At 73.0% G+C, this 26,915-nt stretch carries 25 protein-coding genes and 1 riboswitch; of the genes, 11 read left to right on the top strand and 14 right to left on the bottom strand.

The window, feature by feature from the left end; all coding sequences use genetic code 11:
• The first annotated feature begins 147 nt into the window (after positions 1-147).
• The 3 genes from AB0A90_RS13025 to AB0A90_RS13015 all read left to right on the top strand — a co-directional run bounded on the left by AB0A90_RS13025 (position 148) and on the right by AB0A90_RS13015 (position 3,306).
• The gene (locus tag AB0A90_RS13025; protein ID WP_357245963.1) at positions 148-843 is read left to right on the top strand and encodes an SDR family oxidoreductase; all 696 of its coding nucleotides are present in this window, start codon (positions 148-150) and stop codon (positions 841-843) included.
• A complete protein-coding gene (locus AB0A90_RS13020; protein WP_357245960.1) occupies positions 837-2,471 on the top strand; it encodes an MFS transporter in 1,635 nt (544 codons plus the stop codon). Before AB0A90_RS13025 ends, AB0A90_RS13020 begins: the two co-directional genes overlap by 7 nt.
• Positions 2,472-2,538: 67 nt before the next feature.
• Entirely contained in the window at positions 2,539-3,306 is a 768-nt protein-coding gene (locus AB0A90_RS13015; RefSeq protein WP_357245957.1) for a TetR/AcrR family transcriptional regulator, read from the top strand.
• Here AB0A90_RS13015 and AB0A90_RS13010 read toward each other — a convergent pair.
• Positions 3,303-4,151 carry a helix-turn-helix domain-containing protein gene (locus tag AB0A90_RS13010; RefSeq protein WP_357245954.1) on the bottom strand — a complete coding sequence of 283 codons (849 nt, stop codon included), beginning with the start codon at positions 4,149-4,151 and terminating at the stop codon, positions 3,303-3,305. The genes AB0A90_RS13015 and AB0A90_RS13010 overlap by 4 nt on opposite strands.
• A 132-nt stretch (positions 4,152-4,283) precedes the next feature.
• On the opposite strand from AB0A90_RS13010, the gene AB0A90_RS13005 reads away from it, so the two are divergent.
• Positions 4,284-5,207 (top strand): SDR family NAD(P)-dependent oxidoreductase, encoded by a 924-nt coding sequence (locus AB0A90_RS13005; protein ID WP_357245951.1) that lies wholly within the window; start codon positions 4,284-4,286, stop codon positions 5,205-5,207.
• Positions 5,208-5,214: 7 nt separating this feature from the next.
• Positions 5,215-7,386: a hypothetical protein gene (locus tag AB0A90_RS13000; protein ID WP_357245948.1), complete on the top strand. Its 2,172-nt coding sequence runs from the start codon at positions 5,215-5,217 to the stop codon at positions 7,384-7,386.
• A gap of 4 nt (positions 7,387-7,390) precedes the next feature.
• Here the strand turns inward: AB0A90_RS13000 and AB0A90_RS12995 are convergent, their stop codons facing one another.
• The 3 genes from AB0A90_RS12995 to AB0A90_RS12985 all read right to left on the bottom strand — a co-directional run bounded on the left by AB0A90_RS12995 (position 7,391) and on the right by AB0A90_RS12985 (position 9,342).
• Entirely contained in the window at positions 7,391-7,786 is a 396-nt protein-coding gene (locus tag AB0A90_RS12995; RefSeq protein WP_357245944.1) for a hypothetical protein, read from the bottom strand.
• The gene (locus tag AB0A90_RS12990) at positions 7,783-8,232 is read right to left on the bottom strand and encodes a hypothetical protein (RefSeq protein WP_357245941.1); all 450 of its coding nucleotides are present in this window, start codon (positions 8,230-8,232) and stop codon (positions 7,783-7,785) included. Before AB0A90_RS12990 ends, AB0A90_RS12995 begins: the two co-directional genes overlap by 4 nt.
• 231 nt (positions 8,233-8,463) lie before the next feature.
• Positions 8,464-9,342, bottom strand: a complete 879-nt coding sequence (locus AB0A90_RS12985) for an alpha/beta hydrolase (protein WP_357245938.1) — start codon at positions 9,340-9,342, stop codon at positions 8,464-8,466.
• A 138-nt stretch (positions 9,343-9,480) separates the two neighbouring features.
• On the opposite strand from AB0A90_RS12985, the gene AB0A90_RS12980 reads away from it, so the two are divergent.
• A complete protein-coding gene (locus AB0A90_RS12980; RefSeq protein WP_357245935.1) occupies positions 9,481-12,804 on the top strand; it encodes a BTAD domain-containing putative transcriptional regulator in 3,324 nt (1,107 codons plus the stop codon).
• A 77-nt stretch (positions 12,805-12,881) separates the two neighbouring features.
• Here AB0A90_RS12980 and AB0A90_RS12975 read toward each other — a convergent pair whose 3' ends face one another.
• Positions 12,882-13,304: a DUF3224 domain-containing protein gene (locus tag AB0A90_RS12975; protein ID WP_357245932.1), complete on the bottom strand. Its 423-nt coding sequence runs from the start codon at positions 13,302-13,304 to the stop codon at positions 12,882-12,884.
• Positions 13,305-13,475: 171 nt separating this feature from the next.
• Between AB0A90_RS12975 and AB0A90_RS12970 the strand changes: the two genes are divergently transcribed.
• A complete protein-coding gene (locus tag AB0A90_RS12970; RefSeq protein WP_357245929.1) occupies positions 13,476-15,050 on the top strand; it encodes a Na+/H+ antiporter in 1,575 nt (524 codons plus the stop codon).
• Positions 15,051-15,062: 12 nt separating this feature from the next.
• Here AB0A90_RS12970 and AB0A90_RS12965 read toward each other — a convergent pair whose 3' ends face one another.
• The 4 genes from AB0A90_RS12965 to AB0A90_RS12950 form a co-directional block, all read right to left on the bottom strand.
• Positions 15,063-15,806 (bottom strand): amino acid ABC transporter ATP-binding protein, encoded by a 744-nt coding sequence (locus AB0A90_RS12965; RefSeq protein WP_357245926.1) that lies wholly within the window; start codon positions 15,804-15,806, stop codon positions 15,063-15,065.
• Positions 15,806-16,579: an amino acid ABC transporter permease gene (locus tag AB0A90_RS12960; RefSeq protein ID WP_357245923.1), complete on the bottom strand. Its 774-nt coding sequence runs from the start codon at positions 16,577-16,579 to the stop codon at positions 15,806-15,808. Before AB0A90_RS12960 ends, AB0A90_RS12965 begins: the two co-directional genes overlap by 1 nt.
• A 39-nt stretch (positions 16,580-16,618) precedes the next feature.
• On the bottom strand, positions 16,619-17,533 hold the full coding sequence (locus tag AB0A90_RS12955) for an ABC transporter substrate-binding protein (RefSeq protein ID WP_357245920.1): 915 nt from the start codon (positions 17,531-17,533) through the stop codon (positions 16,619-16,621).
• Between the two features lie 281 nt (positions 17,534-17,814).
• Positions 17,815-17,926: riboswitch (SAM riboswitch) on the bottom strand.
• Between the two features lie 86 nt (positions 17,927-18,012).
• Complete coding sequence (locus tag AB0A90_RS12950) at positions 18,013-19,971, bottom strand: amino acid transporter (RefSeq protein WP_357245917.1); 1,959 nt, start codon at positions 19,969-19,971, stop codon at positions 18,013-18,015.
• A 166-nt stretch (positions 19,972-20,137) separates the two neighbouring features.
• Between AB0A90_RS12950 and corA the strand changes: the two genes are divergently transcribed.
• Complete coding sequence (gene corA / locus AB0A90_RS12945) at positions 20,138-21,268, top strand: magnesium/cobalt transporter CorA (protein ID WP_357245915.1); 1,131 nt, start codon at positions 20,138-20,140, stop codon at positions 21,266-21,268.
• Between the two features lie 15 nt (positions 21,269-21,283).
• On the opposite strand, the gene AB0A90_RS12940 is transcribed toward corA, so the two are convergent.
• Positions 21,284-21,469 (bottom strand): hypothetical protein, encoded by a 186-nt coding sequence (locus AB0A90_RS12940; RefSeq protein ID WP_357245912.1) that lies wholly within the window; start codon positions 21,467-21,469, stop codon positions 21,284-21,286.
• A 227-nt stretch (positions 21,470-21,696) separates the two neighbouring features.
• On the opposite strand from AB0A90_RS12940, the gene AB0A90_RS12935 reads away from it, so the two are divergent.
• On the top strand, positions 21,697-22,920 hold the full coding sequence (locus AB0A90_RS12935) for an MFS transporter (protein WP_357245909.1): 1,224 nt from the start codon (positions 21,697-21,699) through the stop codon (positions 22,918-22,920).
• Between the two features lie 29 nt (positions 22,921-22,949).
• Here the strand turns inward: AB0A90_RS12935 and AB0A90_RS12930 are convergent, their stop codons facing one another.
• A complete protein-coding gene (locus AB0A90_RS12930) occupies positions 22,950-23,465 on the bottom strand; it encodes a 2'-5' RNA ligase family protein (RefSeq protein WP_357246187.1) in 516 nt (171 codons plus the stop codon).
• 78 nt (positions 23,466-23,543) lie between these two features.
• Here AB0A90_RS12930 and AB0A90_RS12925 point away from each other — a divergent pair, with 78 nt between their 5' ends.
• Entirely contained in the window at positions 23,544-24,074 is a 531-nt protein-coding gene (locus tag AB0A90_RS12925; protein WP_357245906.1) for a DUF664 domain-containing protein, read from the top strand.
• A gap of 4 nt (positions 24,075-24,078) precedes the next feature.
• Here AB0A90_RS12925 and AB0A90_RS12920 read toward each other — a convergent pair whose 3' ends face one another.
• On the bottom strand, positions 24,079-24,582 hold the full coding sequence (locus tag AB0A90_RS12920) for a DinB family protein (RefSeq protein WP_357245903.1): 504 nt from the start codon (positions 24,580-24,582) through the stop codon (positions 24,079-24,081).
• Between the two features lie 135 nt (positions 24,583-24,717).
• On the opposite strand from AB0A90_RS12920, the gene AB0A90_RS12915 reads away from it, so the two are divergent.
• Entirely contained in the window at positions 24,718-25,629 is a 912-nt protein-coding gene (locus AB0A90_RS12915) for a DUF72 domain-containing protein (protein WP_357245901.1), read from the top strand.
• 15 nt (positions 25,630-25,644) lie between these two features.
• On the opposite strand, the gene AB0A90_RS12910 is transcribed toward AB0A90_RS12915, so the two are convergent.
• Entirely contained in the window at positions 25,645-26,016 is a 372-nt protein-coding gene (locus AB0A90_RS12910) for a hypothetical protein (RefSeq protein WP_357245899.1), read from the bottom strand.
• A 155-nt stretch (positions 26,017-26,171) separates the two neighbouring features.
• The gene (locus AB0A90_RS12905) at positions 26,172-26,801 is read right to left on the bottom strand and encodes a hypothetical protein (protein ID WP_357245897.1); all 630 of its coding nucleotides are present in this window, start codon (positions 26,799-26,801) and stop codon (positions 26,172-26,174) included.
• Positions 26,802-26,915: the final 114 nt, after the last annotated feature.

Here is a 26,915-nt window from a genome sequence, read left to right as displayed (position 1 = left end):
ACGCTAATCGCGGACGACGGGGCGCCCCAGCCGTCCAGATCGACTTTCCGAGGTAGGTCCAGCACTACCGACCCATCGTGTGTGCGGCCTCCGGAAACGGGAAGAACGCGGCGTACGTGACCTGTTTCGGTCGGCGGCTGGAGAGACATGGGTGCCAGGACCTTCGTGGTTGTCGGCGGTACCAGCGGCCTCGGCCTCGCGGTGGCTCGGCTGCTCGTCGACGAGCATCAGGTGGTGGTGTTCGGCAACGTGCCGGCCGAGGTCGCCGCCGCGACCGACGAGCTGGGGTGCGACGGCGCGGTCTGTGACATCTCCTCCTACGAGCAGGTCCGCGACGGGTTCGCCGAGGTGGTCGAGCGCTACGGCACGATCGACGGGGTGGCGGCCTGCGCCTCGATGTGGGCGGGCGGCGAGCTGGGGGACCTGTCGGTGGAGCACATCCGCCGAGCCGTGGAGATCAACGTCCTGGGCCTCACGTACCTGCTGCGGGAGGTGGTGGGGCACCTGCACCGGCAGGGCCACGGGAATGTCGTGTACATCGGCGCACTGGCGCTGGCGGCCCCCCGGCCCGGCATCCCCGTCTACCGGGCCACCAAGAGCTACGGGAACAGCCTCGTCGACTCGCTGGCCGAGGCGCAGCACAGCAACCGGGTGAAGGTGATGCAGTTGCACCCCGGGCCGATGCCGACGCGGTTGCAGGAACGGGTGGGTGCCGAGTTCCTGGACGAGGTGTACGCCTTGCCGGAACAGGTCGCCACCGAGGTCGTCCGGTTGCTGCTGCTCGCACCCGACGATCTCTACGTGTCCGGTGAGCGCGTGCTGCGCGCGGACGGGCGGTGGTGACGGCCGGAGCCGGACCCGACGAACGTCCGGCGTCGGCCTGGGCACCGCTGCGGACCGCGGTCTACCGCAACCTGTGGTTGGCCCTGCTCGCCGCCAACATCGGCACCTGGATGCAGACGGTCGGCGCCCAGTGGCTGCTGATCCACCACTCCAACGCGTCCACTCTCGTTGCGCTGGTCCAGACCGCCAGCCTGCTGCCGGTGCTGCTGCTGGCGTTGCCCGCCGGGGTGCTGGCCGACAACTTCGACCGCCGGCACCTGCTGATCGCCGTGCAGCTGTTCCTGGTCGCGGTGGCGGTGACGTTGACGCTGCTCACCCTGACCGACCGGATGCCGCCGGCGTTGCTGCTCACCCTCACCTTCGCGTTCGGGGTCGGGCAGGCGTTGACCCTGCCGGCCTGGGCGGCGGTGATCCCGGAGCTGGTGCCGCAGGACCAGCTCCGGTCGGCGTCCGCGCTCGGTTCGATAAGCGTGAACGTGGCGAGGGCCGTCGGGCCCGCGGTGGCCGGCGTGCTGATCGCCCGTACCGGCGTCGCCCCGGTCTTCGGCATCAACGCGGTCGCCTTCGGGATCTTCGCGTACGCGCTGTGGCGCTGGCGGCCCCGCAACGCCCGCGCGGTCGAGGTGCCCGAGCGGTTCACGGCCGCCCTGCGCGCCGGCAGTCGGTACGTACGCCACTCGCCGACCGTGCGCCGGCTCCTGCGTCGTGCGCTGGTCTTCGTGGTCCCGGCCAGCGCGCTGTGGGCGTTGCTGCCGCTGGTGGCCGCCCGGCGGCTGGGGTTGGGTTCCGGCGGGTACGGGCTGCTGCTGGCGGCTCTCGGCGTGGGCGCGATCACCGGCGGTGTGCTGCTGGCGGTGATCCGCACCCGGCTGTCGGCCAACCAGCTCCTGCTGATCGCCGGCGTGCTGTTCACCGTGGCGTTGACAGTGCTCGGCACCGTGCGGGTGGTACCCCTGGTGCTCCTCGCCCTGCTGCCCGCCGGGATGGCCTGGGTGACGGTGCTGGCCAACGTCAACGCCGAGATGCAGCTCTTCCTGCCCAGCTGGGTACGGGCCCGCGGCCTGGCCGTCTACCAGGTGTGTTTCGCCGGTGGGCAGGCGGTCGGCGCGCTGATCTGGGGACTGGTGGCCGACATGGCCGGGCTGGTCCTCGCCTATCTCGCGGCGGCGGCGCTGATGCTCGTCGGCACCGCGTCCAGCCGGCTCTGGCCGTTGCCGGACCTGCGGTCGGTCAACCGTGAGCCGGCGGCCTACTGGCCGCAACTGCACCTGGCGCAGGAACCGGACCCGGGGGTGGGGCCGGTGCTGGTGACGGTGGAGTACACCGTCCGGCCGGAGCGGGCCGGGTCGTTCCTCGCGGCGATGGACCAGGTGCGCGGGGCGCGGCAGCGGACCGGCGCGATGCGGTGGGGACTGTTCCGGCCGGCCGAGACGACGGACCGGTTCGTCGAGGTGTACCTGGTGCCGTCCTGGGACGAACACCTGCGTCAGCACGGCGGTCGGTTGACCGGCGAGGATCGCGCGGCCGAGGAACGGGCCCGGGAGTTGACCGACGGCGAACCGGAGGTGCGGCACCTCGTGCCCGCCGCCGCCGGCCCGACGTTGTCCGACGACCGCGAAGAGCTGTGATCTCGGCCAGAGGTCGGGCCGGCGGCCGACGTACGGCGTACGTCGGCGTTGTTAGGATGGCCGGACCATGGCGAGTGAACGCAAGGCGACCGCGGACCCGGCCCGCAGCCTGGCCATCCTCTGGCGCACCCGGGAGCCGACGAGCCGCAGCGCCGGCCCGGGGCTCAGCGTCGACCGGATCGTCCGGGCCGCGATCGACATCGCCGACACCGAGGGCCTCGACGCGCTGACCATGCGCCGGGTCGGCGAGGCGTTGGGCGTCGGCACCATGTCGGTCTACACCTACGTGCCGGGCAAGGCCGAACTCGTCGCCGTCATGATCGACACCGCGTACGGCGAGATGCCACGCCCCGCCGCCGAGGGGGACTGGCGGGCCCGGCTGGAGCGGGTCGCCCGCGACAATCTCGCGCTCTACCAGCGGCATCCGTGGATGCTGCGGGCCGAGACGACCCGGCCCGTGCTCGGCCCCCACCTGATCGCCAAGTACGACCGCGAGCTGAACACCGTCGCCGACATCGGGCTCACCGACGTCGAGATGGACGCGGTGCTCACGCTCGTGCTCGGGCACGTGAAGAGTGCCGCCCGCGCCGCCTCCGAGGTGGTCGACCTGGAGCGGGAGACCGGCATGTCCGACGGCCAGTGGTGGCAGTCGCACGCGCCCTGGCTGGAGACGTTCCTGACGGCCGGGGCGTACCCGACCGCCTCCCGGGTCGGCACCGCGGCCGGCCAGCAGCACGGTGCCGCCTACGGCCCGGAGTACGCCTTCGAGTTCGGCCTGCAACGCGTCCTCGACGGGATCTCGGTGGTGGTCGCCGAACGGGCCATCGCCGGCTAGGGCGTTGACCCGGCCGGGCGGGGCGTCCCGCCGGCCGCGTGCCGGGCCAGCCGGGCGAGCGCGCGCGCCGACGGGCTGCCCGGCTCGGCGTGGTAGACGACGAGCGACTGGGTCGTGCCGGCGATCGTGAGCTTCTCGTAGCGCAGCTCCAGCTCACCCACCCGGGGATGACGGAACACCCGGACCCCGCCACCGGCGCGGGCGGCCACGTCGTGCCGGGCCCACAGCCGCCGGAACCGTTCACTGCCGGCGGACAGCTCCTCGACCAGGTCGGTGAGCCGGGGGTCGTCGACCTCGGCGCCGACCTGCGCGCGCAGGCCGGCCACCGCGTTGGCCGCGACCGCCTCCGAGGCGGGGTAGAGCGACGGCACGACCGGGTCCAGGAAGACCGCGCGCAGCAGGTTCACGCCGACCGCGTAGATCGGCGCCAGCGCGGTCGCCACCGGGTTGGCGAAGAGGACGTCCAGGTGCCGGCCGTGCACCAGGGCGGGGGTCTGCGTCCACGAACCGACCAACTGTCGGATTCCCACCGGTACGCGTTCCGGCCGTCGCGCCGGGCGGCGGGTCGACGCCTGCTCACCCAGCCGGCGCAGGTGCGTCGTGGCCGCCGCGTCCAGCCGTAGGGCCCGGGCCAGCGCGTCGAGCACCTGCGTCGACGGGTGCCGGTCCCGCCCCTGCTCCAGCCGCAGGTAGTAGTCGGCGCTGATCCCGGCCAACAGCGCCAACTCCTCGCGCCGCAGGCCGGGCACCCGCCGACGGCCGTGCGCGGGCAGCCCGACGTCGCCCGGTCTGATCAGCTCGCGCCGGGCACGCAGGTACTCGCCGAGCGGACCGGCCGTGCGCACCAACCCATCGTAGGAGCGGCCGACGGCCGCCCATCCTGGTCCTGCCACTACCAGGAAAACCAGGAACCCGGCTAGCGCCGGCCGCCGGGGTGACAGTTTGTGGCGTAGGCGTCAACGAGAGATGGGACAGAGATGAGCGAGCGAATCACGACACCGTTCGGCTTCGCCTCGACGGCCGACGAGGTCCTCGCCGGAGTCGACCTGAGCGGCAAACGGGCCGTCATCACCGGAGGCGCCGCCGGCATCGGCGTCGAGACCGCCCGCTCGCTGGCCGCCGCCGGTGCCGAGGTGGTGCTCGCGGTACGTCGGGTCAGCGCCGGCGAGCAGGCCGCGGCCGACATCGCGGCCGGCCTCGGCGCGGAGCGGGTCACCGTCCGCGAGCTGGACCTGGCCAACCAGGATTCGGTACGCCGATTCGTCGCCGGTTGGGACCAGCCGCTGCACATCCTGGTCAACAACGCCGGGATCATGGCGCTGCCCGAGTTGGAGCGCACCGCCGAGGGCTGGGAGATGCAGTTCGCCACCAACTTCATGGGGCACTACGCGTTGACCGTCGGCCTGCACGACGCGCTCGCCGCCGCCGGTGGCGCCCGGGTCGTGTCGGTCAGCTCCAGTGGCAACCTCTTCTCGCCGGTGATCTTCGACGATCTGCACTTCGCGTTCCGGCCGTACGACCCGCTGCTGGCCTACGGGCAGTCCAAGAGCGCCGAGGCCCTGCTCGCCGTCGAGGCGACCCGCCGCTGGTCCGGCGAGGGCATCTACGCCAACGCGCTCAACCCGGGTGCGATCGCCACCGGACTGCAGAAGCACACCGGCGGGCTCAAGTCGCCGAAGGAGATGCACAAGACCCCGCAGCAGGGCGCCGCGACCTCGGCGCTGCTCGCCGCGTCCCCGCTGCTCGACGGCGTCGGCGGTCGCTACTTCGAGGACTGCGCCGAGGCGCCGGTCGTCACCGAGCGGCCCGCCGACTACACCGGGGTGGCGGCGTACGCGGTCGATCCGGCCAACGCGCAGCGGCTCTGGGACGTGGCGGCCGAGCTGGTCGCGGCCGGGTAGCCGCCCGATGCCGCAGAGGCCAGCCCGGCACGGCGACCAGCCCCGACGCGACGACCTGGTGGAGTTGCGGGTGCACGGCGTGTCGGGGGCCCGACCCTCGGTCGTGCTGCACGAGACGCGGGTGCGGCAGGTCGCGGGCGACGACAGCGGGGGCTTCCACCGCCGCGCCGGACCCGACGGCACCGACCCGGACGGGCTGACGCTGGAGGCGTACCGCTGGGGTGACCTGCCCTCGGGCACCGTGGCTCGGACGCTCTCCATGGTCTTCCTGCTGCCGTTCATGCTCAGCAACCTGGCGGTGTGGATGCGGCCCGCCGGCCGCGCCGCCGCCGGGGTCACCGTCCTGTGCCGGCTGCTCGCGCTGAACCTCACCGTGGTGTACGTGGTGTCCATCGCCGGGGTCGCCCTCGACCTGCTGGCCTGGCGGTGTCTCGGCGCGGCCCACTGCCGGGCGCCCTTCGACACGCCGGCCGGCTTCGACGACCGACACGTCGGGCAGCGGCTGGCCGTGCTGGCGCTGCTGCCGATCGCCGCGGTCGCGCTCCTGCGGCTGCTCGGGACCCGCCGGTCCCGCCCGTCCGGCAACCCCCTGTGGGCGGTGGAGCCGCTGGTGGGGCGGCTGCGGGCGATCCACGTCGCCGCCGCGCTCGCCGTCCTCGATCTCCTGTTGCTCACGGCCCGTCGCGGCGGCGGCGCGACGCCCGCGACGACGCTGCTGCTGACGCTCAGCGCGGCGGTCCTGCTGGCCAGCGTCGGTCTGCTCGCCGTGCCAGGGCTGATCGACCGCGCGACGACGGCGCGGATGTCCACCTGGGCCGCCCGCGCGGTGGGCGTGGTGGCGGCCGCGCTGACCGTGGCCACCCTCGTCGCTGTCGCGAGCGACGAGCGGGGCTGGCCGTCGTCGACCGCGCTCCCCGGCTACGGCGCGATCACGGGCGCGGCGCTACTCGGCCAGATGGTGCTGCTGGTGCTGCTCTGCGGGCTGGTGCTGTGGCCTCTCGGTCGCGCCCGGGACCGCTCCGCCCTGCCGCGCGGACTGGGCGCGACGGTCATCGCGGCCATCGCGGTCGGCCTGACCGGTGCGCTCTCCGCCGGCCTCGTCTACCAGACGGGGGGCCTGCTCGGCGGCTTTCGCAGTGACGGTGGGCCGGCACTGCCGTACCGGTGGACGATCCTGGCGGTGTTCCTGCACGTGGCCGCGGCGGTGCTGGCGTGCGGCGCGGTGACCCTGCTGTCCCGGGGCCGCCGGCGCCGTGCGGCGGAGGACATCACCGCCCGCGACTTTCCCACCTCGCCGCCGGAGGCGACCGGGCGGCTGCGGGAGGTCAGCAGGGCCGTGGCCCGGGCGCGGTTCACCGAGTGGCTGGGTCGGCTGGCCACCGTGTACGCGGCGCTCGCGGTGATCGGGCTGGCCACGAGTCTGCTCGGGCAGTTCGGGCGGGAACCGGGCGAGGTGGCGTGGCAGGTCCTCGGGCTGCCGACCTGGTTCGTCGGAATGGCGCTCACGGGGGGCACCTACCTCGTCACCGCGGTGGGCCTCGTCCTGCTGTCGGGCGGTGTGTTCGCCTACCGGACGCCATGGTTCCGCCGGCACGTCGGGATCCTGTGGGACCTGGGCACCTTCTGGCCCCGGGCCGCCCACCCTTTCGCGCCTCCCAGCTACGCCGACCGCGCGGTGCCGGAGCTGGCCGACCGGATCACCTACCTGGCCGACCGGCACGCCGGGGTGCTGCTGTGCGGGCACAGCCACGGCTCGGCGTTGCTGGCCCTCGCGGTGCTGCGGCTGCCTCCGCGTACCCGCCGACGGGTCGCGCTGCTCACCTACGGCTCCCCGCTGGACCGCCTCTACGCCCGGCTCTTCCCGGCGTACCTGAACGAGACCGTGCTGCGTGAGGTGGGGGAGCGGATCGGCTGGCGGTGGCTCAACCTCTGGCGCGACACGGACCCGGTCGGCGGCTGGATCTTCGCCGCGCACCGGCCCGGCGATCCGCCGCCGGACGCCGCCGACCCGGCCGGGCGGGTCGACCGGAGGCTGCGCGATCCGCGGGACCTGCTGCCTCCGCCGGGGAAGCGTCGACCGCCACCCCTGCGCGGGCACCACCCGGACGAGTCCGCGCCCGAGTTCCGGGCGGCCCTGCGGGAACTCGCCGGCCGGTTGCGCGTCCCGGACGGCGAATGAGCCCTCACCGGTCCTCGGACAGTCGCTCGGACTCCGCGACCACCGAACGGATCTTGCGCAGGGTGGCGTCGGGGGCGTGCACGGCGGTACGCCATCTGTCGAGCGTGCGGGTCAGCACCCGGACGACGAACTGCAACTGGTTGACCTGCTCGCGCAGCAGCCCCAGTTCCGACCGGGCGCTCACCGCCTCGCTCTCCAACTCGGTGATCCGCATCTGGAGGGGCTGCACGAGCGTCAGGGCGGCCTCGGTGAGCGTGTCGGCGGCGTCGGCCTTGAACTTGCCCCGCTGCGACACGACCGTGGCGATGGCGGCCAGGCCGGTCGTGCCGCCGAGGACGCCGAGCAGACTGAGTAACACCTGCACCCAGTGCGGCGCCTCGGGTGTCGATACCGAGATCACGTGACACCTCCCACGACCCGTCGGTGGGTCGCGCACTGGTGCCCGTAGGCCAGGCAGCGGAGGTCGACGGCGATCTGGGCGATCCGCCAGAAGGACCCCAGCGGTACCGCGCTGATCAACGACGCGGCGACGATGCCCTGCTGGCCCGCCACCGCCATCAGCGCCACCGCGTACATGCCGGTGATGGTGCCGAGCATCAGCACGGACGCGAACTCGATGCCGAGACCGGTGGAGAGCCGACCGGGCCACAGGATGCCCAGCAGCCCGCCCACACCGACGGCGATGAGGGCGACCTCCCAGCCGAGCTGGATGGGTTCCGGCATGGACAGCTGTACCGACGGTGGTCGGACGTCGAGCGCGAGCAGTAGGACCCCACAGACGGGCGTCGTGATCAGCGCGGCCACCTCGAACGGTTGGTGCTTGGCGCGGTTACGCAGATGCCCCACGGCGACTCCTTGGTCGATGACCGTGCTCACCAGCCCGCCACCGGGGCTTGAGCCGTGGGGTGGGTCGCGGCCGCGTGGCGGCCCGTGCGGCGAAGCCCGAGGCGGCGGTGCAGGAAGACGGTCGATGGACGACGCGCCGCCGTTGGCTGCCGATATCTGCCTGTTTATCACCGCCGGGCGGTTCGCGTCCACCCGCGCTTAGTCGCATTTCCGCAGGTCAGAGGCGACCGGTCACCGGCGCAGCAGGTCGCGCAGCGCCCCGACCACCACCGCGGGGGCCTCCTCCGCCATGAAGTGCCCGCAGGTGACCGTCTGGTGGTCGAGGTCAGGCGCCCAGGCCCGCCACACTCCGGCCGCGTCGTAGCCGAGCGCCGCGCCCCAGTCCTGCTGGAGCACGGTCACCGGCATCCGCAGTTGGTTGCCCGCCGCCCGGTCGGCGGTGTCGTGGGTGACGTCGATCCCGGCGGACGCCCGGTAGTCGGCCACGATCGAGGTGACCGCGTCGCGGGACGCGCGCAGGTAGGTGGCGCGTACCTCGGCCGGCAGGGCACCCGGGTCGCGGGTCCAGACGTCCAGGAAGTGGCCGAAGAAGGCGTCCGGGCTGGCGCCGATCAGCTCCTCCGGCAGTCCGGGCGGCTGCGCCATCAGGTACAGGTGGAAGGCGACCGCCGCGTTGACGCCGTGCAGCACGTCCCACATGTCCAGGGTGGGCAGCACGTCGAGCAGGGCGAGGTGGCTGATCGCCGCCGGGTGGTCGAGGCCGGCGCGGAACGCGACAAGGGCGCCCCGGTCGTGCCCGGCCAGGGCGAAGCGCTCGTGACCGAGCGCGCCGGCCAGCGCCACCACGTCGGCGGCCATGGTCCGCTTGGCGTACGCCGTGCCGTCGGCGTCCACCGGCTTGTCGCTGTCGCCGTAGCCGCGCAGGTCGGGGCAGATGACCGTGTGGTCGGCGGCCAGGTCGGCCGCGACGTGCCGCCACATGAGGTGGGTCTGCGGAAAGCCGTGCAACAGCACGATCGGTGGCCCGGAGCCGCCCACGGCGGCGGCGAGCGTCACGCCGTCGGCGACGGTGACGCGCTGGTAGTCGAATCCGTTGATCCTCGGCTCCACGGGGAACCTTCCTGGTGAGCAGGGTCGGCGCGGGCGGTGACCCGTCGCCGTCGTACGGTGTCGAGCCTGCCCGGTGGTGATCAGCAGCCGGTCAGCGCCGCATCAGTGCCCGCCTGCACGGCCGCCTAGATTGGTGTCATGACCAGGCAACCGACGTCGCCGATGGAGGTGACGTTCGGCGTACTCGGGCCGGTGACCGCCGCCACCGAGGACGGCCCGGTCCCGCTGCGGGGGCACCGGCAGCGCCTGGTGCTGGCCCGGTTGGTGATCGCCCACGGCCGGGTGGTGCCGGTCGACCGCCTCGTCGACGACCTGTGGGAGGTTCCGTCCGACGGCGCGGTGGGCGCGATCCGGACCTTCGTCGCCGACCTGCGCCGGGCGCTGGAGCCCGACCGGCCGCCCCGGCAGCCGCCCCGCCTCCTGGTCACCGAACCCCCGGGGTACGCGCTGCGGGCCGCCCCGGACGCGGTGGACGCCGAACGCTTCGAGGCGGCCGTCGGCGAGGCGGGACGACTGCTCACAGCCGGACTGCCCGCACCGGCCCTGGCCGCGCTGGACACGGCGCTCGGGCTCTGGCGCGGACCCGCGTACGCGGACTGTGCGGGCGCACTCTGGGCCGTCGCGGAGATCAACCGGCTGGACGAGCTGCGGATGCTCGCCGTCGAACGGCGGGCCGAGGCGTTGCTCGCGCTGGGTCGGCCGGACGAGGCCGCCGCCGACCTGCCCGCCCACCTCGCCGGCCATCCGTTGCGGGAGGACGCCTGGCGGCTGCTCGCGTTGGCGCGCTACCGGGCCGGGCGGCAGGGCGAGGCGCTGGCCGCGCTGCGCGACGCCCGCGACGCCGTGGTGTCCGCGCTCGGGGTGGACCCGGGGCCCGAGCTGCGCAGGCTGGAGGCCGACATCCTGGCCCAGGCGGCACACCTCACCCCCACCCCCGTGGTGGCCGGCGCGGCCGGACGCGTTCCAGGTGGCGGGCCCGAATCGCGACCGTTCGTCGGGCGGGACGCGGAGTTGGCGCGGCTGCGGCACGCCGCCGAGGCCGCCACCCAGGCCGGACGGCCGACGCTCGCCCTGCTCAGTGGGGACCCGGGCGCCGGCAAGTCCGCCCTGGCCGAGGAGCTGGGCCGGCAGCTCGCCGCCGAAGGCTGGAGCACGGCCTGGGGTCGCAGCCCCGAGTACGACGGCGCACCGGCCGCCTGGCCGTGGACCCAGATCACCGACGCGCTCACCGGGCCGGCCGGATCGGTGGGTGGCGGGCTGGCCGAGCCGGTGGTGGCCGATGGCCCGGGTGATCCCGCCGTGGCCCGCTTCCGTCGGCACCGCGCGGTGGCGGCGCTGGTCTCCGCCGTCGCCGGCCGCGGACCCCTGCTGCTGGTCCTGGATGATCTGCACCGCGCCGACGGGGACACGTTGGATCTGCTCACCGGCCTGCTCGCCGGCCCGCAGCCGGCCACCGGCCCGATGCTGGTCCTCGGCACCTACCGGGCCACCGAGATCAACCCGGAGCTGACCGCCGCGCTGGCCCGCGCGGCCGGACTCGAACCGGTGCGGGAATACCTCGGCGGACTGTCCGTGGAGGCGACCGGCGAGTTGGCCCGTGCCGTCGCGGGGCCGGAGCTGGACCCGCCCACCGTCCGGCTGATCCACCATCGCAGCGGCGGCAACCCGTTCTTCGTCCGGGAGCTGGCCCAGTTGTCCGCGAGTTCGGGTCAGGCTGCGCTGGCGGCGGTACCACCGGGGGTACGCGACGTGATCCGGCACCGCCTCGCACAGCTGCCCGCGCCGACCCGTACCGTGCTGCGGCAGGCGGCGGTCCTCGGCCGGGACCTCGATCCGGTGGTGCTCGGCGAGCTGGCGGGCGACCCGGCGGCGCTTCTGGACGCCGTGGACCGGGGGTTGCAGGCCGGGTTCCTGAGCGAGCAGGAGCCCGACGGACGACTACGGTTCACCCACATCCTGGTCCGCGACACGCTCTACGCCGACCTGTCCGCGTCGCGTCGCGCGGCCTGGCACGCCGCCGTGGCCGAGGCGATGCGACGGCAGCAGCCCGTCGACCCCGCCGCGCTCGCCCACCACCTGCTGCACGCCGGAGGGCGGGAAGCCGCCCACCGCGCCGCCGGCTACGCCCGCACCGCTGCCGAACAGGCCGAACGCGACGGCAACCCGCACGAGGCGGCCCGGCTCTGGGCGCAGGTGCTCGACGCGTACGACCGGGCCGGGCGGGACGAGCGGCGCGAGCGACTCAGCGCGGTGCTCGGTCTCGGGCGCGGGCTGGCGGTGACGGGTCGGTTGGCCGAGGCGCGGCGGTACCGCGCCGCGGCGATCACCGACGCCGAGGCGGTGGGTGACCCGCGGCTGACCGCCGAGGTGCTCGCCGGATTCGACGTACCCGCCGTCTGGACCCGCAACGACGACGAGGCGCTCTCCGAGCGGATCGTTCGCGCCGCCGAGCACGCCCTGACCGGCCTCGGCCCGACCGGCTCGGCGCAGCGCAGCCGGCTGCTGAGCACGCTCGCGCTGGAGCTGCGGGGGAGCACCGGCGACCGGGGCCGCCGGGCCGCGGTCGAGGCCGAGCGGATCGCCCGGACCGTCGGGGATCCGGGGCTGCTGGCGTTCGCGCTCAACGCGCGTTTCATGCACGCCTTCCACCGGGTCGGGCTGGCCGACGAGCGGGCCCGGATCGGCGCGGAGCTGGTCGACCTGGCCGCTCCCCGTCAGTTGGTGACCTTCGAGGTGCTGGGTCATCTCGTCCTGGTCCAGGCCTGCTGCGCGCGGGCCGACCGGGCCGGCGCGGACGCGCACGCCCGCGCCGCCGACCGACTCGCGCAGCGGTACGAGTTGCCGCTGGTCGGGGTCTTCACCGGCTGGTACGCCGCGCTGCGCCTGGCGGTGAGCGGTGACCAGGACGCCGCGGTGACCGCGTACCGGGCCGCCGCCGAACGCCTGCCCGCCGACGCCATGCCGGGACTGGCCCGAGGGCTGCTGCCGCTCGCCCTGCTCGGCCTGCGACTGGCCGACGCGGTCAGCGAGGCCCGGCTCGTTCCCGGACGTCAGCGCCCGATCCCCGGGCCGGACGAGGGCTGGGCGCAACTGGACTGGGGGCCACACGAGCCCTGGGTCCGACCACTGCTGCTCGCCGCCGCCGGCGACCGGGTCGCTACCGGAGCGGCGCTGCGGGCACTCCCGGACGGGCCGCACGACCTGCTGCGGGAGGTGCGGCTGTGCCTCACCGCTCGGGCGGCGCTCGCCATCGGCGACCGGCCCACCATGGAGCGCGTCGCCACCGCGCTCCGGCCGGCCGCCGCCGAACTGGCCGCCGGCAGCGGGATGGTCACCGCCGGCCCGGTGGCGGGGCACCTCGCCGAGTTGGCCAGCGCTCTGGGTCGCGACGAGGAGGCCGCCGGGCACCGCCGTACCGCCCGCGCGCTCACCGCGCGCGCCCGCGCCGACGACCCGACCTGAGCGCGCGGCGGCGCGGGCGTCACATTCGAGATCGTTCCGGTGGTGAGCAGCGCCGACACCCGAGAGGCCGTAGCGCCCTATCTCGACGGAGGCTGACTGGTGTCGAAGGCCAGGGTGTACTCCAGGACATAGGAGTGGCCGCCGTCGTCGGACTGGATGATCTCGAAGGTTCCCACGATCCCGGTGAGGTCACCGGAGCCCGTTCCCGGGACGACGCGGATCGCGAGGTGCTCACCGTGGCTGCCGGGTGCGCTGTGTTGGAGGACGAACGAGCCTTTGCGGCCGTCGAGTTCGCCGGTGAATCGCTCCACTGCGACATAAGCAGCGGGGCTGCCCTCGATGTCGGCCACCGACAGCATGGTCACCGTACTGCTGCCGGCCAGGCCACCCTGGAAGGTCTTGGTGATCCGCACCTGGCCAAGCGCGGCCCCCGGGCCTTCGTCGAGCACCTCCGGCTCGAATGAGGTGAGTTCAAACGTTCCGTCAGCCTTCGCGCTCATCTCGCGCCCCCTCTCCGCTTGATCGCATTCATCGTGAGCAGCCTTGCAGACGGCACCGACATCCCCGGGCTACCCGGCGACTTGCCGGTTTCCGCTGGAACCAGCCGGCGAGTGCGGTCAGATTGAAGCACCGGCGCGTCCACCGTCGCGCCAACGATCGAGGGGGTACGCGTGGAGGTGCTCGTCCTGATCGTGGTGCTGGGCGGCACCGTCCTGATCGGCACCACCCTCGGTGGTCGGTACCGGGTCGCGCCGCCGGTTCTGCTCATCGCGTTCGGGGTGCTGCTCGGGCTCACGCCGCCGCTGTCCGAGGTGACCCTGGAACCGGACCTGGTGCTGCTGATCTTCCTGCCGGCGATCCTGTACCGGGAGAGCCTCACCATCAGCCTGCGGGAGATCCGTGCCAACCTGCCGGTGATCGGGCTGCTCGCGGTGGTGCTCGTGGTGCTCACCATGGTGACGGTGTCGTTCACCGCGCAGGCGTTCGGCGTGAACCCGGCCGCCGCCTGGGTGCTCGGCGCGGTCCTCGCGCCGACCGACGCCGCCGCGGTCACCGGCCTGGCCAAACGGTTGCCCCGCAAGCTCCTCACCACCCTGCACGCGGAGAGCCTGATCAACGACGGCACCGCACTTGTGGTCTTCGCGGTGGCGGTGGGTCTGCTCAGTCAGAGCGCCAAGCCGGGTGTGCTGGGCATCAGCGAGGAGTTCGTCGGCGCCAGCGTCGGTGGCGTGGTCGCCGGTCTGCTGGTGGGGGCGGCCGTGGTGCTGATCCGCAAGCGGCTCGACGATCCGCTGCGCGAGGGCGCGCTGAGCGTGTTGACACCGTTCGGGGCCTTCCTGCTGGCCGACTCGGTGCACGCCAGCGGCGTACTGGCGGTGGTGGTCGCCGGGCTGGTGCTGGCCTACGCCGGCCCACGGGTGATCCGCGCCCGATCCCGGGTGCTCGCGTACGCGTTCTGGGACCTGACCACGTTCCTGATCAACGGCGGGCTGTTCGTCCTGCTCGGCACGCAGATACCCCGGGCGGTGCGGGGCATCACCAGCACCTCGCCCGAGCGGGCGCTGGTGATCGTGCTGGTGGTCACGGTGGTCGTCGTGGCCACCCGGCTGGTCTTCATCTACCTCACCGCGCAGTCGGCGCGGCTGCGGCGTCGCCGGATGATGGACGAGGACTCAGGTCCGCCCAGTTGGCGGGTGGGGACCGTCGCCGGCTGGTCCGGTTTCCGGGGGGCGGTGTCGCTCGCCGCCGCCCTGGCCGTCCCGACGATGACGGTCTCCGGTCGGCCGGTGGTCGAACGAGACCTGATCATCTTCGTCACCGCGTTGGTGATCGTGCTGATCATGCTGGTTCAGGGCACCACCCTGCCGCTCGTGGTGCGCTGGGCGGGGCTGGTCGGTGACCCGGAACGCGTCGACGAGACCCGGCATGCCCGGCGGCGGGCCACCGAGGCGGGTCTGGCCGCCCTACCGCAGGTCGCCGCCGAGGTCGGTGCCCGCGAGGAGTCGGTACGCCGGTTGCAGGCCGAGTACCAGCGGCACCTGGCGGACGTCAACGAGACCGGAGGGAACAGCGCCGAGGAACGTCGCCTGGAACATCGCCTGCGCCTCGGGGTCCTCGCGCACAAGCGGCGGGAGGTCACCCGACTGCGCGACAACCGGGAGATCGACGACCTGGTCTTGCAGGAACTCCAGGCCGCGCTGGACAACGAGGAGATCCGGTTGCTGGGGCGCGGGCCCAACGACTGATCGGCCGCCTCGTCAGAGCACCTGCGCGAGGAACCGGCGCAGCCGAGGATGCTCGGCCCGTTCGAAGATCGCCTCGGGCGGGCCGGCCTCCAACACCACGCCCCGGTCCATGAAGGCGACGGTGTCGGCGACCTGCCGGGCGAAGCCCATCTCATGGGTGACCACCACCATGGTCATGCCCGCGGCGGACAGGTCGGCCATCACCCCGAGGACACCCTTGACCAACTCCGGGTCGAGCGCCGAGGTGGCCTCGTCGAAGAGCATCACCTCCGGCCGCAGGGCCAGCGCCCGGGCGATCGCCACGCGTTGCTGCTGACCGCCGGAGAGCTGCGCCGGTCGTGCGTCGGCCTTGCCGGCCAATCCCACCAGGTCCAACTGGTTCCGCGCGACGGTTTCCGCCTCATCCTCGCCGAGCTTGCGGAGCCGGCGCAGCGCGAGGGTGACGTTGCGCAGCACGCTCATGTGCGGGAAGAGGTTGAACTGCTGGAAGACCATGCCCACCCGCTGCCGCAGCGCGTCCGGGTCGTCGCCCAGCACGCTGCGCCCGTCCAGCAGCACGTCGCCGTGGTCCGGCTCGATCAGTCGGTTGATGGTGCGCAGCAGCGTCGACTTGCCCGACCCGGACGGGCCGATCACGCAGGCCGTCGCGCCGCGCGGCACCGTGAGGTCGACGCCGCGCAGCACCCGGTTCGGTCCGAAGGCAAGGTGCACGTCGCGTACGTCGAGGCTGACCGAGGTGGTCGTGTCGGTGGTCATCACCGGTGTCCTTCCGTCGCGGCGTACGCCGAAGCGGTGTCGTCGTCCTCGTCTGTCGGTGCGGTCGCCGGCCGGCCGTTGCGCAGCCGCCGGTCGATCCAGTTGACGACGTGCGTCAGTGGGACGGTCAACACCAGGTAACAGAGCCCGGCCAGCAGCAGCGCCGACTCGTTTCCGGTGGTGGCGGCGTAGTCCTGCCCGATCCGGAACAGCTCCCGTTGACTGGCCACCAGGCCGAGGAAGTAGACCAGGCTGGAGTCCTTGATCAGGGCGATGAGCTGATTCACCCAGGCCGGCAACACCCGCCGGATGCCCTGCGGGATGATCACCAGCCGCATCGCGTCGGTCCAGGAGAAGCCGAGGGCGCGGGCGCCCTCCAGTTGGGCGGCCTCCACCGACTGGATGCCGGACCGGAAGATCTCCCCGATGTACGCGGCCGCGATCAGCGACAGCGCCAGGATGCCCAACGGGTAGGGGTCCGGTCCCCAGACCTGCATGCCCAGCGGCGCCAGCCCGACGCCGATCAGCAGGATCGTCGCCGCGGCCGGAAGTCCTCGGAACACGTCGGTGTAGACCCGCGCCGGCCAGCGCAGCCAACGGCTGCGCGAGATGCCGGCGACGGCCAACAGCAGGCCCAGCACCGAGCCGAGCAGGGCGGCGGAGACCGCCAGGATCAGTGTGTTGGGCAACCCGACGGTCAGCATCTCGGGCAGCGCCTCGCGCATCGCGTCGATGTCGAAGAAGGTCTCCCACAGCGTGCTCAACGGATCCATCGGTCGCCTCTCCTACCGCCCTGCTCGCTCGTCACCGGGTCAGGACGCGGCCGACGCGGACGCCGACGGCACGGCCGACGCGGACGCCGACGGCTTCGACGACGTGCCCGACGCGGTCGGTGCCGACACGGTGCCGCTGCCCGGCGTGAAGTCCGCCGGGATCGGCCGACCGGGGTAGTACTGCGCCTGCAACCTGCTCCAGGTGCCGTCCGCGATGACCTCGTCGAGGCCCTTGTTCAGCGCCTCGCGCAGCTTGTCGCTGCCCTTGGCCACGGCGTACGCGGTCGGCGCCGGGCTGAGCTGCTTGGCCGCCACGGTGATCTTGCCGGTGCTGTCGGCGGCCGACTTCTCGCCGATTTCGGCCGGAGCGATCCACGCGTCGGCGGTGCCGGCCTTGAGCTGGTTGATCGCACCGTTGTAGTCCGGCACCCGGACCGGGTCGAGCTGCTGACCGGTGGCGTAGTCGTCCTGCACAGTGCCCTGCACCACCACGACCCGCTTGCCGGCGAGCTGGTCGAAGCCGGTGATCGGCGAGCCGGCCGGCACGTCCAGGCCGAAGTAGCCGAAGTCGTAGCCGTTGCCGAAGTCGACGGTCTTCTTGCGCGCCTCGGTGATGGTGATCGAGGAGCTGCCCACGTCGAACTTGTGGTTGTTGACCTGGGACAGCAGCGCGGAGAAGTCGGTGCCGACGAACTCGACAGTGAGGCCGAGCCTGCCGGCCACGGCGGTCAGCAGGTCGTTGTCGAAGCCGGTGAACCTGCCGTCCTTGAGGTACACGTTCGGCGGGGCGTCGGTCAGCGTGCCGGCCCGCAGCACGCCCGGCTGCGCCAGGCCGTACGGGTTGGCGGTGGCGTCGGACGAGGTGTCGTCGCCGCAGGCGGTGAGAGCGGTGGCGGCCAGGATCGTGGCCGCGCCCAGGGCTGCGGCACGGGTCAGGGCAGGAAGGATTCGCACGGGTGTCTCCGAAAGGGGTCATGTCTCGGCGGGCACGGACGTGTGCCGCCGACGGTGCGCCCGATGGGCGTACCGCTGGAAAGGCTCGGAAAAAGAGAGGTGTGCTAGTTAGTGCCGAGGGCCGCGTCGACACGCGGCGCTGCACATTCGCATCATGTCCACGTGCCGCCGCCGGGTCAGTGCCGGCGTGGGCTGACCGGCGCGGAGTTGCGCGACATCGGTCGGTGGGGCGGTGCTGAGGATGCGCATGGGTCTCCCGGGTCTGTGCTGACCTGGGTGCCAGGCCACGCTTGCACCGACGTCGTGCCGGTGCCTGGTCTTCACCCGGGGCACCCCACCGCGGAGGAGGGTTGCCGGCCAGCGAGCCGGGGCTTCGCGCTGGCACTCATGACCTGCAGCGAGGCTAGCAGCACGCACGGGTGGATCGTCCAGTCGTTATGACCACGCTCACCGTGCGCGGAGGATGCTCGGCCCGCAGGTCAACCGGCGTGCACGTGCGGCCGGCGACACGGGTCGGGTTCCTGGCGGCGCAGGATCTCCCGGGTCACCGAGGCGATCGCGCCCTGCCCGAACGCCAGGTAGCGCAGGAAGTTGCGGGCCGGGCCGCCCTCGCTCCACTCGAAGTAGATGTGCGGTCGCCGCCCGGTGCGGTCGCGGATCTCCAGCAGCAGGACGGCGAGCGCGTTGGGCACCGAGGAGCTGGTCAGACTGAGCACCGCGAAGCTGTCGTCGGCCAGGCCGCCGCGTACCAGCAACTCGGTCTGGAAGTCCGACGGGTCGGTGACGTGCACCTCGACGAAGATCACGTCGCTGTCGTCGGGGAAGTCGTTGTCCGCCATCGTCTGTGCCAACTTCGCGCGGTACTCGGCCTCGTCGTGCCGGTCGGGCTCGTGGGCGACGAGCCGGATTCGCCGTCCGGCGCGTTCGTCGATCATCCGGGTGGCGACCGGATCCAGCTCGATCCGGTCCACCCGCAGCTCGTAGGCCCGAGACACCCGGGACAGCACCGAGACCACGATGATCCCGCCGATGAAACAGGCCGCGATCTTGACGCCGTCGGGGCGTTCCACCACGTTCGCCAGGGTGGTGTAGACGAAGACCACCGCGATGACGCCGAACGCGACGGTGCGACCGCGCTGACGCCGCCGGGCCGCCGCGAGCGTCACCGCCGTCGCCGCGGACGTGATCAACACCAGCACACCTGTTGCGTACGCGCCGCCCTGCGCGTCCACGCTGGCATCGAAGACGACCGTGATCAGGAAGGCCACCGTGGTGAAGACCAGCACGAGCGGCCGGACGGCCCGCGCCCAGGCCGGTGCCATGCCGTAGCGGGGCAGGTAACGGGGGACGAGGTTGAGCAGTCCGGCCATCGCGGACGCCCCCGCGAACCACAGGATCCCGATGGTGGACAGGTCGTAGACGGTGCCGAACACCTCCCCGAGGTGCTGGTGCGCCAGGTAGGCCAGCGCCCGGCCGTTCGCCGGCCCGCCCGGCCGGAAGTCCTCCGCCGGGATCAGGATGGTGGTCGTCACGCTGCTGGTGATCAGGAAGACACTCATGATCACCGCGGCGGTGGTGAGCAGCCGGCGCGCGCCGCGGATCCGGCCCAACGGTCGATCCTCGGAGTCCTGTGGGTCGCCCCGTACGCTCGGCATCACGGCCACCCCGGTCTCGAAGCCGGACAGGCCCAACGCCAGTTTCGGAAAGACCAGCAGCGACAACCCGACCACCAGCCAGGGATCGCCGTGCCCGGTGGTCAGCATGGTCGTCCAGTCCCCGACGGCGCTCGGGTGCGTCACCACCCGCCACAGCGCGTCGACCACCACCACCGCGTTCAGCGCCAGGTAGGCCGCCACCAGCACGACGGCGATGCCGATGGCCTCGGTGAATCCCTTGAGGAACACCGCGCCCAACAGGGCCACCAGCAGCAGCGTGACAAGTACCTCGTGCCCCTTGAACCCGTCCGGCCAGAACGGGTTCTCGTCGATGTGCGCGGTCGCGTCGGCGGCCGACAGGGTGATGGTGATGATGAAGTCGGTGGCCGCGAAACCGAGCAGCACCAGCACCAGCAACTTGCCCGGCCAGTAGCTCAGCAGGCGTACCAACATCGCGATGGAACCCTCACCGTGCGGGCTCTCCACGGCCACCCGCCGGTAGACCGGCAGGGCGCCCAGCAGCGTCACCAGCACCAGCACCAGGGTCGCCACCGGCGACAGCGCCCCGGCGGCCAGCGCCGCGATGCCCGGCTGGTAGCCCAGGGTGGAGAAGTAGTCGACGCCGGTCAGGCACATCACCTTCCACCACGGATGCTGCCGGTGCTCCGGCGGGCGTCCGTGCGGCCCCGGGTGCCGCACGGCGTGGTCCGAGCCCGCGTCGAGCAACCACCCCCGCAGCCGACCGCCGCGTCTGTCCACCTCCATCGGCGCGTCCCCCGTCATCCGCCCATGGTCACCGTGAGTATCCGCCCGTCGGGCCGCGCCCGTCCCCGGGTGCCCGGAACCCACCCGTCGGCGGGCTGGTTTCGGGTCGTGGGCACGGGGGATGCAGCCCTCCCGGATCGGCGGGAGCGCACCGGGCCGGACGGCGCCGGGGGAGGGGACAGGCATGGTCGGTGGCCGTCGATTCCGCCCCGGTGGTGGCTTCGGTCGCCAACTTGACGAGCACGACAGCACCGACGGCGTGCCGCCGTCGACGGTGTCGCCCGACCCGCCCACCGGCGGTCTGGTGGACAGCGCGGTCTACGTCCGAGGGCACCGCTTCGCCTCACCGTCCGGGCTCGCCGAGACGTACCGCTGCCTGCAGGAGCAGGACGCCGCGATGGCCTGGATCGGGTTGTACCGGCCCGACATCGAGCAGATCACCTCGCTGGCCCGGGAGTTCCGGCTGCACGACCTGGCGGTCGAGGACGCGATCAACGCCCACCAGCGCCCCAAGCTGGAACGGTACGGGCACACCCTGTTCGTGGTGCTGCGCGCCGCCCGCTACGACGACCTGCGCGAGGAGGTCGAGTTCTCCGAGCTGCACCTGTTCATCGGGCCGGGCTTCGTGGTCACCGTCCGGCACGGTGAGGTCCCGGACCTGGCCGCGGTGCGGCGGCGGATGGAGACCGACGCGCCGATTCTCGCCCGGGGACCGGAGGCGGTCCTGTACGCGATCCTCGACCAGGTCGTCGACGGGTACGCGCCGGTGGTGGCCGGGCTGGAGAACGACATCGACGAGATCGAGACCCAGGTGTTCGGCGGCGACCCGAACGCCAGCCGGCGCATCTACGGCCTGAGCCGCGAGGTCATCCAGTTCCAGCGGGCCGCCCGGCCCCTGCTCGCCGTACTCGACGCACTTGCCGACGGCGCCAGCAGTGCCGGCACGGACGAGGAGCTGCGCCGCTACCTGCGGGACGTGACCGACCACCTGACCCAGGTGGTGGAGCGGGTGGACGGTTTCCGGCACCTGTTGCAGAACATCCTCACCGTCAACGCCACCCTCGTCTCGCAGCAGCAGAACGAGGAGATGCGCAGCCTGACCGCGGCGAGCTACGCGCAGAACGAGGAACTGAAGAAGGTCTCGTCCTGGGCGGCGATCCTGTTCGCGCCCACACTCATCGGCACCGTGTACGGGATGAACTTCGTCCACATGCCGGAGTTGAACTGGCGTTTCGGCTACCTGTTCGCGTTGCTGCTGATGCTGCTGGTCTGCGGCACCCTCTACGTGATCTTCAAGCGGCGCGGCTGGCTGTGAGCCACCCGCCCCGGATCACTCGATGCCACGCAGGATGTGCCGTTCGTCCTCGACGTCGTCGTCGCCGGCGGCGATCCGGCCGAGCAGGACGGCCGCGGCCCAGATCGTCAGTGGCGTCGCCGCCCCGGTCATGCCGCCGCCGGTCCGGTCGTCCCGGGCCTGGCTCCGCTCCGCACGTGCTGGTCTGCGCTGAGCCTGCATGGGCCCCGCCTCTCCTCGTCGACGCCGTCGTCGGTGGCGCGGCGTCAGCGCGCCACCGGTCGGGCGATCCACGCGCTGGCGGGTCACACCGGTACGACAGCCACCTCGAACTTTCCCACGCCCGGCCGTATTCGCACCGCTTGTTTTCGGGTTTCCGACTGCGGCCTGCCAAACCGGACATAACGCATCAGCGTTGTCGAGAGTGGTCGACTGGGTAGGGAGACCGGGTGAGCCGAACTGCGGAGATGGTCTCGTCCGTCGTCCCCGCTCGCCGAGCGTTGCCCCGCTACCTCGTCGCCGCGACGCTCGCCCGAGGCGCGGACGCCGGCGGGGCGGTGGGAGTGGTGCTGCTGGCCACCCTGCCGGCGGTGGGGGCGACCCGTCCGGCGCTGCTCGGCGGGTTGTTGGCCACCTGCCTGACGGCACCGCACCTGCTCGGGCCGCTGCTGGCCCGGTGGCTGGACCGGGCCGAGGACGGCCGGGGCCGGCTGGCCGTCGGCTTCGTCACGTACGCCGCGGCGGTCGCGGCGGCCGGGCTGCTGCTCGGTCGGGTGCCCGTCGGCGTGCCCGTGGCCCTGCTGATCGCGGCCGGGGCTTGCGGGCCGCTGGTGACCGGGGGACTGAGCAGCCGGCTCGCCGCGCTGCTCGCTCCGGACGAGCGGGCGCAACGTCGGGGTCAGGGCTGGGACGCGGTGACGTACGGGATCGGCGCCAGCGCCGGCCCGGCCGTGGTGGCGACCCTCGCCGCGCTGGTCGGACCCCGGATGTCCCTGGTCGGGTTGGGCGCCGCCACCCTGCTCGCGGCGGCCCTGGTGGGCACACTGCCGCCGCGGGTGCCCGCTCGGGACTCGCCAGCGCGGGTCGGGCCACCGGCGCGGGGCGCGCTGCGGGCCGTGCTCGGCCCCGGGCCGCTGCGCCGGGTCACCGGGGTCACCACGGTCGCCGCGCTGACCGGTGGGGCGATCTCGGTGCTTGCCGTCGCGCTGGCAGCGGACCTCGGCCGGCAGACGGTCTCCGGCGCGCTGCTGGCGGCGGTCTACGGCGGTGGAAACCTCGCCGCCGCGCTTCTGGTCACGGCGTTCCCGCTGACCGGTGCGCCGGAGCGACTCACCGTCCGCTGGGCGGCCCTCGGCGCGGTGGGGATCGCGCTCTGCGCGGCCGTGCCCAGCTTTCCGTTGGCGGTCGTCGCGTTCGCCCTGGCCGGGGCAGCGACCGCGCCGCTCTTCGCGGCCACCCTGGCGGCTCGATCGGCGTACGCGCCGGACGCCGTGCGGGCGCAGGTGTTCGTGTCGACGGCGGCGATCAAGGTTGCCGCCGCCTCGCTCGGCACCGGGTTGGCCGGGGTGCTCGCCCCGCTGGGTCCGCGCCTGCTGTTGGTCGCCGGAGCGTCGGTCACGCTCGCCGCCGCGGTGGTGGCGGCGGTCTCCGCGCGGCAGTGGCGCGACAGGTGAACACACGCGTCCACGTGGGCCGTCGGTGGTCAGGGCAACGGGTGGGCGATGCCCCGGGCGTGGTCGGTGAGCGCCGCGCCGACCACCGTCGCGGCCAGCGGCAACACCTCAAGACAGCGGCGCACCGCCGCGGCCATCAGCACGTTCGGCACCCGCATGGAGAGTGTGCAGTGCGGCACCCAGCGGCCCGGCCGGTAGTGCTCGGCCAGCGGGATGCCGGCGGCGATGAGCCGATCGGACACCATCCGCTGGTGGGTCAGCAACTCCGCGGTGGGGGCCGGGCCGAGCCAGAGCACCCGGCCGACGAACTGCCCGGCGTGCTGGAAGTCCAGTCGCAGCGGGGCCGCGACGACAGTCCCGCGCAGCGCCTCGGCGACCTGCTCGGGGTTGAAGCGGGGCGCCACCGCGAGCGAGACGTGCGGCCGGTGGCGTCGCTCCAACAGGGAACGCATGCTCTGCACGCCCTCAGCCTCCAGGGCGTCCCAGAGCGCCCGGATCCGCCGGGTGGCGTCCGGGTCCAGATACAACTCCAACGCGGCGACCACCCGATCACAGTAGTGGCCGAGGTTTGATCGCACGCGCCAGCGGTACCTGAGGGGGACACCGACCCGAAGGGCGTGCCAGTGGACGTGAGTGACCTGCTGACCGAGGCGTACGACCGACTGCCCGACCTCGTGCGCGCGGCCGTCGACGGCCTCAGCCCCGAGCACCTGCGCTGGGCGCCCGGCCCGGGCGCCAACTCGATCGGCTGGCTCGTCTGGCACCTCACCCGGGTGCAGGATCACCACGTCGCCGACCTGCTCGACGCCGACCAGGTCTGGGTGAGCGGCGACTGGGCGGGCCGGTTCGGGCTCACCGCCGACCCGGACAACACCGGCTACGGTCACTCGGCCGTCCAGGTCGAGACGGTGCGGCCGGAGAGCGCGCAGGCGCTCGTCGACTACTACGAGGCGGTGGCGTCGCGGACCGGATCGTTCCTGGCCGGCCTGCGCCCGGCGGACCTGGACCGGGTGGTCGACGAGTCGTGGGACCCGCCGGTCACCCTCGGCGTCCGGCTGGTCAGCATCGTCGACGACGACCTGCAACACGCGGGCCAGGCCGCCTACGTGCGCGGCCTGCTCGAGGCCGACGCGTCCACCGGGGCCGGTCGGTAGGACCTCAGCCCATCGTCTTCGCGCCGTCGATCGACTCCCGCAGAATATCGGCGTGCCCGGCGTGCTGGGCTGTCTCGGCGATCAGGTGCAGCAGCACCCGGCGGACCGTCCACCTTGCCCCCGGCTCGAACCAGGGCGCCTGCGGCAGCGGATGCGCCGAGTCCAGGTCGAGGGTGGCGACCAGCGCGTCGGTCTGGTCGGCCACCTCCTGGAACCGCGCGACCAGACCGGCCAGGGTCTCGCCCGGCGTCATCCGGAACTGACCGACCCAGTCGATCTCCTCGCGCTGCATCGCCTCCGCTCCGCCCACGGCGAAGAGCATCCACCGGTGCTCGACGCCGGCGACGTGCTTGATCAGGCCGCCGAGGCTCAGCTCGCTGGCCGTGGGACGGGCGGCGGCCTGCTCGTCGGTGAGCCCGCCCACCGTGTGCAGGAGGAAACCCCGGTGCCGGCGGAGCGTCTGCAGGAGATCGGCCCGCTCACCGGTGAGCTGCTCCGTGCTGGTCATGCCGCCACCCTTCGTCGATGTTCACCAGCTGTCACCCTAGGGCGAGGCACCGACACTTCCGGCGTCGCACACCAGGTGCGACATGTGAGTCGCCAGCGGTTGCCGATTCGCGTCGGTGGCGGTCCACTGAATGACATGGGTGTGATCAAGGTGGGCACGTCGTCCTGGGCCGACCAGTCGCTGCTGCGCTCCGGGTGGTATCCACGCTCGGCCAACACGCCGGCCCGTCGACTCGGTTTCTACGCCGGCCGGTTCCCGTTGGTCGAGGTGGACACGTCGTACTACGCGGTCCCGGTTCCGGAGACCACGTCGGGCTGGGTCGACGCCACACCTGACGACTTCACCTTCGACGTCAAGGCGTTCAGTCTCTTCACCGGCCATCCGACGCCGGTCGCCGCGCTTCCCCGGGACCTGCGTCCGGCCGGCGGCCCGAGTCGGATCCGCCGTCGTGACCTGCCCGAGCGCGCGTACGACGAACTGTGGACCCGGTTCCGCGCGGCGCTCGCGCCGATCGCGGCGGCCGGCAAGCTGGGCGCGGTGCTGTTGCAGTTCCCACCATGGCTGGCCCGCGGTGCCGCGGCCGAACGTCGGATCGTCGAGCTGGCGCAGCGCTGCCGGCCCTGGCGGGTCGGCGTGGAACTGCGGCACGCCTCCTGGTTCGACGGTCCGGCGGCGGTCGAGACGCTGGACCTGCTGCGCGCGCACGATCTGTCCCTGGTCTGCGTCGACATGCCACAGGGGCACCCGTCGTCGGTGCCGCCGATCCTGACCAGGACCGCCGAGCCGGCGATCGTCCGCTTTCACGGCCACAGCCCGGCCTGGGGTGACGGCGACAAGCAGGACAAGTTCCGGTACGCCTACGGCGACGACGAGCTTCGGCACTGGGCCGGGCTGCTGGCTGACCTCGCCCGCCCGGCTGACGACCTGCACGTGCTGTTCAACAACTGCTGCGCCGGTCAGGCCCAGCGCGACGCCACCCGGCTGGCGCAACTGCTCACCGAGACGATGATCGCCGATCGGAGTGTCCCGGCCGGGTCGACCGGCTGACCGTCCACGCTGGTGTCAGGAGCGTCGGCCCCGGCTGCGCAGCGCGTCCTGCGTCGACTCGCCGATGTCGGCGTCGTCCGGGAAGGTCCGGCCACTGGGCGCCGGGTCCGGTGGGGCACCGGGTCCGGCCATCGTCGTGCGGGTCGGCTCCACCGAACCGAAGCCGTGCCGTCCCGCCGGATCGGTCCGGCCCGCCGACGCGCCCGCCCGCCGCTCCCCGCGTCGTCCCTCGGGCACCGCGGTCTCCTCGCTGCCCTCGTCCATCGGCGAGTCCGCATCGGTGCCCCAGGGCGCGTCGGCGTCGAAGCCGTCGCCGCCACCCCACGGCTGAGTCGCCTCCGGCTCCTGCCGGTCGTTGTCGCCGCTGCGTCCCTTGTGCGCCGTCATGGCCACCCCGCTCCTCGGTCCGCCGCGGTCGGCGGACGGTGTGCTGATCTCCGGCCGCGCGGTGTCGTCACCCGACCTTGTCGCAACGCTGAGCGCGCAGGGCCGGCCTGCGCCCCGCCGTCGAGAGGGCGGCGGGACGCCGGCCGGCCCGGCGTTCAGCGTCCGGCCATCGCCATCGGTCGCTTGCCGTTGCTCATGCCGGCCATCTTGATCATGCCTTTCGAGGCGCCCTTCATGGTGCCGCCCCGGCCGAGAATCCCCTTGAAGACCTGGCCGGGCTTCTGCTGCTCACCCATGTACGCGGTGACCACCACCAGGGCCCCGGTCAGCGCCGGGATGGCCCACTGGAGCAACTTCATCTGCCGCTGCGAGGAGGCCACGCTCGCCGGAGTCTGGTGGTTCGGCTCGGTGGTCCCGCTGACCGGTGACGCACCGGCCTTCTCCAGGCGCATGCCGATCAACCGGCTGTAGCCGGTCACGGCGAGAGCGCCGATCGTCAACGCCGTCTTGATGGCGCTGGTCCGGCCCACCCCGGACTGGGCCGCCACGCGTGGGCTCTCGGTCACCAGTTCGCCGACCGCACCGGCCAGGTGCGCGCCGATGGCGGCTGCGTTGACCGGGGTCCATCTGGACCATCCCGCCGACGCGACCGAGAGTCGCTGCGTCGAGTCGCTGATCTTCCCGGCTGCGCCGTTGACGCCGAAGGCACCCATGAGGGAGCCGCCGAACCAGGCCGCGAGACCCAGATCGTGCATCGAGCGCAGTGCGGTATGCCGTTCGGACATGTGATCCCCTTCCGCCGTGTTGGGCGCTGCGGCTTACCCGCCGCCCGGGCGGCTAACCCCGTCGTCCGGGGGCTGATCCGCGCCGCGCCGGTACGACCGGGACGTTCGGGTTTC

This window comes from Micromonospora sp. NPDC049204 (assembly GCF_040647935.1).
Lineage (GTDB): Bacteria > Actinomycetota > Actinomycetes > Mycobacteriales > Micromonosporaceae > Micromonospora.
Note: the sequence above shows the minus strand (reverse complement) of the source record. Positions and strands in the feature narration are given on the sequence as shown.